The following is an 8,434-nucleotide window of genomic DNA, read 5'->3' as shown; positions in this document are numbered from 1 at the left end:
GGAAATTTCTGATATTGCCCGGTCTAAGAATATGAAGCCGATGGCTCCTTTGACCATCAACAAATACCTGAATAAGCTATCAGCCATGTTGAATTGGGCCGTGGAAGAGGAATTGCTGGATCATAATCCCGCTGTTGGATTGAAGGTCGCTGATCCCGTTCATGCTCAAGATAAACGGTTGCCATTTTCAGATCATCAGTTAGTGAAAATCTTCACGGCGTTATCGGATAAATCAGGTGCGGAATATTGGGTTCCCCATATAGGGCTTTATAACGGCATGCGATTGAACGAAATCTGTCAGTTGAATGTGGAAGATGTCGTTGTTCGAGATAAGGTCTGGTGCTTCAATATCACCCGTGATGTCGGTTGTGGCGTTGATGATAAGGTTCTTAAAACGAAATCATCCGAGCGAGTGGTTCCTATTCATCCCCAGTTATTGGAATTGGGATTTATGCGGTATCTGAAACAGTTTGAACGGAAGACACGGGGGAAGTTATTCCCCGATATTAAGCCCGGCACCACGGGATACCGTTCGGATCAATTTTCAAAGTGGTTTGCCCGATTTTTGAGATCAATTGATGCGGATGGTGATCGCACATCGTTCCATAGTTTCCGACATAATTTCCGTGATGCCCTTCGTGAAGCGGGTGTCCGACACGAAATTACCATGCTACTCGGCGGGTGGGCAGATCGCTCAAACTCTCGTGCATCGCAAGCCTTTTATGGTAAGGGGTATCACATGACCACTGTTTTGAATGAGCTTAACAAGGTTCACTTTGAGTATTATTCAAAAACAAGGTCAAAATAAACCCAATGACCAAAAGTCCAGCAGACACCCACAAACAAGCTATCAGCCCTGCATACTGATAGACTAAGCCAGACAATAGCGTTCCCCCAAGGCGACCTATGGCGTTTGCCATGTAATAGAAACCGACATTGAGTGCTACCTTATCGTGATCAGAGAAAGCTACGATCAAATAGGAATGCACGGCTGAATTTATGGCGAAGACAACCCCGAAGATCATCAGGCCGCCGACGAGAGCATAGGGGATAATTGCGGATGGGGCTGGAACACCCATCTGAATTAACAGATTATTATCCACCCCTACGGCTATCAGCATGGTTAATACGGCTAGAATAGCCCCCCATACTTTCGCAGCTTTTGTGCCTTCTGCGGCTCCGTTTGTTTTACGTAGCAGTTTGGGAACAGAGGCTTGCACAATTCCGTAACCAATCACCCATGCCGCCATGAACCCGCCAACTTGATCAAAGGACCAGTTGAACGTGCTGTACAGAAACACAGGAACACCGACCACAAACCAAACATCACGAGAAGCAAACAGGAATATCCGAGCCGCTGACAGGTAATTGATTTCCCGTGTTTTGGAAAACAGGTCTTTGCCTTTGATCTTTCCCTTGGCTTTACCGAGCTCACCTTTAATGGTCGAAACAGCAAGGACCAGAACAATGAACAACATCCCCGCCATTGCCCATAATGAGTGCTGAAACCCTAACCAACTCAGGAGCACACCACCAAGAAGGAAGCCCAAGCCTTTCAGGGCATTCTTTGATCCAGTGAGTAAGGCAACCCACTTAAACAACAAGCCTTGATTTTCGTCTTTTACAACGAGCTTTACAGCACTTTTCGAACTCATTTTTGTCAGGTCTTTGGCAACACCCGACAAGGCTTGTGCCCCCATGACATAGGCGACAGAAAAGGCAACGCTCCAATCAGGAGACATGGCTGACAGCATACACAAAGCAACGATCTGGAAAACCAACCCGCCATAAAGGGTTTTTTTCAACCCAAATCGTGCTCCGATCCATCCGCCAAGGAAGTTGGTAACAATGCCCATTGCTTCATAAAGCAGGAACAGAAACGCCAAATCCAATGGGGTGTAACCAATGCGGTGAAAATGCAAAAGCACCAGCATTCTCAAAGCACCGTCAGTTAGGGTAAATGCCCAGTACGGAGCCGTTACAGACGCATAGTTTTTAATGTCAGCCATGACCTTAGCCTTATTACATAAATGAGGCGACTTTCTTCGCCAATTCCATCATACGGTTCACGTAACCCCATTCATTGTCGTACCACGCATAGATTTTGACGTGAGTGCCATCGACAACCATCGTGGATAATCCGTCAATGATGGAAGAACGAGGGTCTTTAACAAAGTCACTGGAAACCAGAGGCTTTTCCTCAAAACCAAGAATGCCTTTTAATGAGCCTTCTGCGGCTTCTTTGAACAAAGCGTTGATTTCTTCCGCAGAAGTCTTGCGGCCAACATCAAACACGCAATCAGTCAATGAACCTGTCAATAGAGGGACACGTACCGCATGACCATTCAGCTTACCTTTTAGTTCAGGGTAGATCATGGTGATCGCTTTTGCAGAGCCGGTTGTGGTCGGAATTAATGAATTCATACAGGATCGAGCACGACGCAAATCTTTATGTGGAGCATCTACGATCACCTGCGTATTGGTCACATCGTGAATAGTGGTAATGCTGCCGCGTTGAATTTTGAGATTTTCGTGAATGACTTTAACAACAGGTGCCAAACAGTTTGTTGTACAGGAAGCTGCCGTAATCAAATTGTGCTTATCATGTTCGTAGAGATCGTCATTGATTCCATATACGATATTCAATGCTCCCTCTTTGACAGGGGCTGCAACAATGACCTTTTTGACTCCTTTGTCAAAATAGGCTTGCAAGGCTTCCGGGGTTTTGAATTTCCCAGAGGCTTCAATCACAATGTCGCAACCTAATTCACCCCATTCAATATCAGCAGGTGACGATGCTTCACTGAACCCAACAGACTTGCCGTTAATAACGATGGTTTTGTCGTCTTTTGCTTCTGCACTGTGCTCCCAACGACCTTGCACCGTATCAAATTCAAGCAAGTGGGCCGCACATTCGGCACCACCTTTAATCTCGTTAATATGAACGATTTCCAATTCAGGCCAATCCCAAGCCACACGCATAGCCAAGCGGCCCATGCGTCCAAATCCATTAATGCCGACACGAATAGACATTTTCATTCCTTTCTCAGATGTATTTTTATTGTCTGAACCAATGGCGTGTTCTGTTAACAACAGCCACCAGTGACAGCATGACAGGCACTTCAACAAGCACACCGACTACTGTGGCAAGGGCGGCACCGGAATGCAGCCCAAACAAGGAAATGGCAACAGCAACTGCGAGTTCAAAGAAGTTCGATGTTCCAATTAAACATGCTGGCCCTGCAATATTGTGTGACAACTTCAAGGCTCTCGCTCCCAGATACGCGATGACGAAAATGCCGTAAGTCTGGATCAACAACGGAATTGCAATCAGCACAATATCTTGCGGTTGGTCGATGATTTTCTCAGCCTGAAAGCCAAAGAGTAAAACTACTGTTGAAAGCAAACCCACAACCGACCACGGTTTGATTTTGTCCAGAAAAGCTGTGAGCTTACTGTGGTCATTTTTTCGATCCAGACGGTTCCGTGTGAGAATGCCCATTACCAGCGGAATGACGACATACAACACAACAGAAAGAAGCAGTGTTTCCCACGGCACATGAATTTCTGAAATCCCCAGCAGAAAGGCCGCAATCGGTGCAAAGGCAAAGACCATGATAATGTCATTCACCGACACCTGCACCAGTGTGTAATTAGGATCACCTTTGGTCAATTGACTCCATACAAAAACCATTGCCGTACAGGGAGCAACCCCTAACAGGATCATCCCGGCAATATATTGTTCGGCCGTTTCAGGATCGACCCATCCCGCAAACAAGACCTTGAAAAACAACCACCCCAGAAAGGCCATAGAAAAGGGTTTGATCAGCCAATTAACAATCACTGTCAGGATAATGCCCTGTGGCTTTTTGCGGATGTCTTTAATGGAGGAAAAGTCGATCTGTACCATCATTGGATAAATCATTACCCAGATCAGCACGGCTACAACCAAGTTGACATGAGCATATTCCAATCCGGCAATAATGGCGAAGATTGAAGGGAATATGTTTCCTAATGCAACACCTGCGATAATACAGAGGCCAACCCAAACAGTGAGGTATCTTTCAAATAATCCCATTTTATTCTCCCTCAATCTGATAGGTATCTTGCAGATATTGAATTTGATCCGTTTTAGTCAGGGCTTTGGGTCTAAGGGACTGAACTTCCGATTTCACCGTTTCCCAATCCAATCCCATTTCTAACAATAGGATTGCCGCCATAAACCCCGTACGACCAGAACCGCCCCGGCAATGAATCGCAACAGGATTTTCTTGCTTTAACATTCCAAGCACTTCGGCTTTTTTATCAGGAAAAACCTGTTGAAACTCATTGTCCGGCACACTGTCGTCTTCGATGGGGAAATGAAACCAGTTAAGCCCCGTAGTTTGACACGCATCCGGCAACGTTTGGGCATTGAATTTCTGCATTTCAATATCGGGCATTAAGGTGATAATGGCCTTTGCACCAGCGTTCGCCAGCGTTTCAATCGCCTCAATCAGAGATGTTTCCTTCGTTCCCGGACAGGGAGTGAAGATCAGGGAAACACCTAAGCTGGAATTCAATATGTCAAATGGATGTGTCATTTCTTAGTCTCAAGTGAGGTTGTCAGGATTGTCCAATCTCGTCCAATCGTTTCTGCAATGATAACTTGTCAAGAGATTGCAGCGGAAGGGACGTAAAGATTGAAATGCGATTGTTGAGCATTCGGTATGTATCTGAGAAGGCCAAAGAAATTTCAGAGGACGTTCCGCTTGCCAATACTGGGTCTGGAACGCCCCAGTTCGCCGTCATAGGTTGACCGGGCCAGACAGGGCAAACTTCATGGGCCGCGTTGTCGCAGACGGTAAATACAAAATCGAGCTTGGGAGCATCATCACCCATAAACTCTTCCCATTTTTTTGAACGAAGCTGATCAACGGGAAGATTGCTTCTACGCAACAGTCTTATCGTTTCAGGATGAACTTCGCCTCGTGGTGTAGACCCTGCACTGTAGGCTTTAAAACGTCCCATGCCTTCACGGTTCAGAATGGACTCAGCCATAATGCTTCTGGCAGAGTTCCCTGTGCAGAGAAACAGAACGTTAAATACTTTGTCTTTCGAAATATCGGCAATCATTGAGCAGCCCTCTGATATGGATTTTAAGATACCCAGAGAGTCCGCACATGCTTCCGGCTGCCCGTTGCAGCATTCCATCAGCAGATAATTCACCAATACCCCAACAGCAGCTACGTTGGCTTCATAGAATATGAAACGACCTTGTTTATAGCTATCAATCAATCCCGCCATTCGCAATTCTCGCAAATGTGCAGAAAGGGTAGAAGGCGTTGCATGCAGATATTCTGACAAATCCCCAGCACTCATCGCCCCCTTATTGATCAGGGTTCGAAATGCACCAAGCCTTGTCTCATGTGCAAGGGCGGCAAATAACTGTACGGCATTCTCTGTTTTCATATCATTTTTATATTTCGTGAAAATACGAAGAGTCATGTTATAGTTTTATGACGAGAGTTCTTCAAGTTCTTTTTAAAACGGGCTAAGATAGAAATATGGAAAAAGAAATAAAGCTCACATCTACTATTACATGCCCTGAATGCGGTCATGTTGAAACGGAAGAAATGCCGACCGATGCTTGCCAGTATTTCTATGACTGCAAAGGGTGTGGTGCTGTCTTGAAGCCCAAACAGGGGGACTGCTGCGTTTACTGTTCATATGGTGACACGCCGTGCCCACCCATTCAGGCAGGCACGACCTGTTGTGGCTGTTAAGCTAATATAGCTTTGATTTGCTCGTCATTCGGTACACCACCCGCATGGACCGTGACTTCATCGACAACAACACCCGGCGTAGACATAACGCCATATCTCATAATTTCTGCCATATCGGTTACTTTTTCGACCTCAATATCAATATTATTGTCGTCTGCATATTTCTGAATTGCATCAGCCGTTTGTTGACATTTTTTACATCCAGAACCGAGTACCTTAACGTTTTTCATTTCTTTGCTCCTCAAGAAACCAATGCGTTGAACATATATCCAACAAATATGAAAGCCAGTGCCAAAAAGCTGGCGAAGTAAACCAAACCTTGTATGCGAATGACTTTTCTTAAAATGACAAATTCAGGAATTGAAATCGCAACAACACTCATCATCAAGACAATGACCGTGCCGATTGGCACTCCTTTGCCAAGCAGGGCTTCTGCAACAGGAATAACCCCAGTTGCGTTTGAATAAAGCGGAATGCCTGAAAGAACGGCAAGCGGAACCGCAAACAAATTATCTGCTGACGCATATTCAGCAAAAAAGCTGGTTGGGACATATCCGTGTAAGGCGGCACCAATTGCGATCCCTATAAAAACATATTTCCAGATACGACCAACAATTTCTTTAACTTCCCCCCAAGCGAAAATGATCCGCCCTTTCCATGTTGTGTCATAGGAGGGGGTGACAATTTGTCCTGTCCTGATCTTCCAAACGTAATCTTCGACATATCGTTCCATTTTGAAAAAGTCTGTTGCCCAACCGCCAAACATGCCAACAAGTAATCCTGTGACAACATAAATAGCTGTCATCTCCCAACCAATCACTGTCCCCAATACAACAACAGCCACTTCATTAATCATTGGAGAGGCAATAAGAAAAGCCATAGTCGCTCCAACGGGAATGCCAGCCTCTACAAAACCGATAAAGAGCGGCACCGATGAACAAGAACAAAAGGGAGTAACAGCACCTAAGCCAACCGCCAAAAAATAGGAAACACCCTTTGGTTTTCCTTCAATATAACCTCTGATTTTTTCAGGTGATAAAATACTTCTGAACAATCCCATTAGAAAGATGATCAGAGTTAAAAGGAAGAAGATTTTACTGGTATCTTCAATAAAGAAATGGATCGCATCTGCCAATTTGGTCGCTCGTTCAATACCCATAATGTCATAGGTCAGTACGTCGGCAAGCCATGTAAAAAATTCGAACATTTAAACCACCTTTCAACGTGGCGGACGATTTTTCATCGTTTTCAATCGCTTTGCGTCTTCCTTGCTTTGTTCGGAATCAACCATCGCCACGATAGCTGCACCGACAGCCTGTTCCTGCCATGAAGACATGTGCTCTGAAATCCGAAAATGCATCCATTGGGCCTCTTTGCGAGATTGCACCAGACCTGCATCTTTTAATGACTTCATGTGCCGAGAAATTTTAGGCTGTGCTTCTTCCAAGGTATAAACGAACTCACAAATACAAACTTCCCCTTCGACAGCCAAAAGTGACAAGCACCTCAGGCGTATAGGGTCTGATAAGGCAGAAAAGGTTTCGATTGCATATTTCATTATATTTATATACATTAAAACGAATATTCCGTCAATCGCATATGCACTTGATCGGATATATAATTTTTAAGTTATACGGAAATGTAACATGAAATCTTTTCTTCTTTTTTGCGGCCTGCTGTTATCGGCAACAACGGGATATGCCCTTGAACCACAAAAAATCACAGACAACATCTATGCTTTGGTTGGCCCAAAGGAGCAACGCTCTGCCGACAATCTCGCCAATAACGCAACATTTGGCGTGATCATTACCGATGAAGGTGTAGTTCTTGTTGATCCGGGCGGTAGCTGGAACGGGGCACGCCAAATCGACGGAGAAATCAAAAAGATCAGCAAGCAGCCCGTCAAATACGTTATTAACTCTGGTGGGCAGGATCACCGATGGTTGGGAAACGAATATTGGAAATCCAAAGGGGCAAAAATCATAGCCTCGTCTACGGCGGTGGAAGACCATAAAAATCGAGAAAACGATCAGCTTATCGCATTAGAACGCTTCCTTGGTGAAGGCATGAAAGGAACCACCCCCTCATATGCAGACCAGACCTTCGATTCAGAATTTGAATTAAAAATTGGCGGAGAGATCATTAAAGTTCTTCATTTCGGTCAAGCCCATACACCGGGCGACAGCCTTGTTTTTATGCCTGAAAAAGAAATCATCTTTTCTGGTGACATTATCTATGTGGAACGCATTTTAGGTGTTGGTTCGCAATCAAACGCCAAAAGCTGGATTAGTGTTTTTGAGAACCTTGCTGCCTTAAAGCCAAAAGTAATCGTGCCGGGACACGGACATGTGACAACATTGGAAGCCGCTACACAGCAAACCTATCACTACCTCACAAATCTTCGAGAAAAAATTGGTGAACATCTTGAAAACGGTGGAAACATGATTGATTCCGTTAATGTTGACCAGTCACAATTTAACTATCTGGAACAATTCGAGGCATTAGCCAAACGGAATGCTCAACAGGTATTCAGCGAAATGGAATGGGAATAAAGCAATTCCTCTTCCACGGCCCAATTCAACATGGCTGATAGCTTATTCAGGTATTTGTTGATGGTCAAAGGAGCCATCGGCTTCATATTCTTAGACCGGGCAATATCAGAAATTTCC

Annotated in this window: 11 protein-coding genes; 3 read left to right on the top strand and 8 right to left on the bottom strand. The window is 44.9% G+C overall.

Annotation, left to right across the window (positions count from 1 at the left end; translation table 11 throughout):
- On the top strand, positions 1-808 hold an 808-nt coding region (locus tag IEW74_RS16775; RefSeq protein ID WP_229734403.1), incomplete at its 5' end, for a site-specific integrase.
- Here the strand turns inward: IEW74_RS16775 and arsJ are convergent.
- Genes arsJ through IEW74_RS17735 form a run of 5 tightly spaced genes read right to left on the bottom strand, consistent with a single transcriptional unit; the run spans position 762 to position 5,487 of the window.
- Positions 762-2,009: an organoarsenical effux MFS transporter ArsJ gene (gene arsJ, locus IEW74_RS16770; protein WP_188667259.1), complete on the bottom strand. Its 1,248-nt coding sequence runs from the start codon at positions 2,007-2,009 to the stop codon at positions 762-764. The genes IEW74_RS16775 and arsJ overlap by 47 nt on opposite strands.
- Positions 2,010-2,022: 13 nt before the next feature.
- Positions 2,023-3,033, bottom strand: a complete 1,011-nt coding sequence (locus IEW74_RS16765) for an ArsJ-associated glyceraldehyde-3-phosphate dehydrogenase (protein WP_188667257.1) — start codon at positions 3,031-3,033, stop codon at positions 2,023-2,025.
- Between the two features lie 25 nt (positions 3,034-3,058).
- A complete protein-coding gene (gene arsB / locus IEW74_RS16760; RefSeq protein WP_188667256.1) occupies positions 3,059-4,078 on the bottom strand; it encodes an ACR3 family arsenite efflux transporter in 1,020 nt (339 codons plus the stop codon).
- Between the two features lies 1 nt (position 4,079).
- Complete coding sequence (locus tag IEW74_RS16755; RefSeq protein WP_188667255.1) at positions 4,080-4,583, bottom strand: phosphatase domain-containing putative toxin; 504 nt, start codon at positions 4,581-4,583, stop codon at positions 4,080-4,082.
- Between the two features lie 22 nt (positions 4,584-4,605).
- A complete protein-coding gene (locus IEW74_RS17735) occupies positions 4,606-5,487 on the bottom strand; it encodes a metalloregulator ArsR/SmtB family transcription factor (RefSeq protein WP_229734401.1) in 882 nt (293 codons plus the stop codon).
- A 59-nt stretch (positions 5,488-5,546) separates the two neighbouring features.
- Here IEW74_RS17735 and IEW74_RS16745 point away from each other — a divergent pair, with 59 nt between their 5' ends.
- Positions 5,547-5,765, top strand: a complete 219-nt coding sequence (locus IEW74_RS16745) for a GDCCVxC domain-containing (seleno)protein (RefSeq protein ID WP_188667254.1) — start codon at positions 5,547-5,549, stop codon at positions 5,763-5,765.
- Here IEW74_RS16745 and IEW74_RS16740 read toward each other — a convergent pair.
- From IEW74_RS16740 to IEW74_RS16730, 3 genes are read right to left on the bottom strand one after another with little or no spacing between them, the layout of a single operon-like run.
- Positions 5,762-5,995, bottom strand: a complete 234-nt coding sequence (locus IEW74_RS16740; protein ID WP_188667252.1) for a thioredoxin family protein — start codon at positions 5,993-5,995, stop codon at positions 5,762-5,764. The two genes, IEW74_RS16745 and IEW74_RS16740, sit on opposite strands and share 4 nt — an antisense overlap.
- A gap of 11 nt (positions 5,996-6,006) precedes the next feature.
- On the bottom strand, positions 6,007-6,972 hold the full coding sequence (locus IEW74_RS16735; protein WP_188667250.1) for a permease: 966 nt from the start codon (positions 6,970-6,972) through the stop codon (positions 6,007-6,009).
- A 12-nt stretch (positions 6,973-6,984) separates the two neighbouring features.
- A complete protein-coding gene (locus IEW74_RS16730; protein ID WP_188667248.1) occupies positions 6,985-7,323 on the bottom strand; it encodes an ArsR/SmtB family transcription factor in 339 nt (112 codons plus the stop codon).
- 88 nt (positions 7,324-7,411) lie between these two features.
- On the opposite strand from IEW74_RS16730, the gene IEW74_RS16725 reads away from it, so the two are divergent.
- Positions 7,412-8,317 carry an MBL fold metallo-hydrolase gene (locus tag IEW74_RS16725; RefSeq protein ID WP_188667246.1) on the top strand — a complete coding sequence of 302 codons (906 nt, stop codon included), beginning with the start codon at positions 7,412-7,414 and terminating at the stop codon, positions 8,315-8,317.
- Positions 8,318-8,434 lie beyond the last annotated feature (117 nt).

This window comes from Terasakiella brassicae, assembly GCF_014641495.1.
Taxonomy (GTDB): Bacteria; Pseudomonadota; Alphaproteobacteria; order Rhodospirillales; family Terasakiellaceae; genus Terasakiella; species Terasakiella brassicae.
The sequence above is the reverse complement of the archived record's forward strand: the minus strand, read 5'-3'. Positions and strand labels throughout refer to the sequence as shown.

Coding starts and splice junctions, on each gene's coding strand:
- arsJ (WP_188667259.1), bottom strand. CDS start 2,009: ATGGCTGACATTAAAAACTATGCGTCTGTAACGGCTCCGTACTGGGCA.
- IEW74_RS16765 (WP_188667257.1), bottom strand. CDS start 3,033: ATGTCTATTCGTGTCGGCATTAATGGATTTGGACGCATGGGCCGCTTG.
- arsB (WP_188667256.1), bottom strand. CDS start 4,078: ATGGGATTATTTGAAAGATACCTCACTGTTTGGGTTGGCCTCTGTATT.
- IEW74_RS16755 (WP_188667255.1), bottom strand. CDS start 4,583: ATGACACATCCATTTGACATATTGAATTCCAGCTTAGGTGTTTCCCTG.
- IEW74_RS17735 (WP_229734401.1), bottom strand. CDS start 5,487: ATGACTCTTCGTATTTTCACGAAATATAAAAATGATATGAAAACAGAG.
- IEW74_RS16745 (WP_188667254.1), top strand. CDS start 5,547: ATGGAAAAAGAAATAAAGCTCACATCTACTATTACATGCCCTGAATGC.
- IEW74_RS16740 (WP_188667252.1), bottom strand. CDS start 5,995: ATGAAAAACGTTAAGGTACTCGGTTCTGGATGTAAAAAATGTCAACAA.
- IEW74_RS16735 (WP_188667250.1), bottom strand. CDS start 6,972: ATGTTCGAATTTTTTACATGGCTTGCCGACGTACTGACCTATGACATT.
- IEW74_RS16730 (WP_188667248.1), bottom strand. CDS start 7,323: ATGAAATATGCAATCGAAACCTTTTCTGCCTTATCAGACCCTATACGC.
- IEW74_RS16725 (WP_188667246.1), top strand. CDS start 7,412: ATGAAATCTTTTCTTCTTTTTTGCGGCCTGCTGTTATCGGCAACAACG.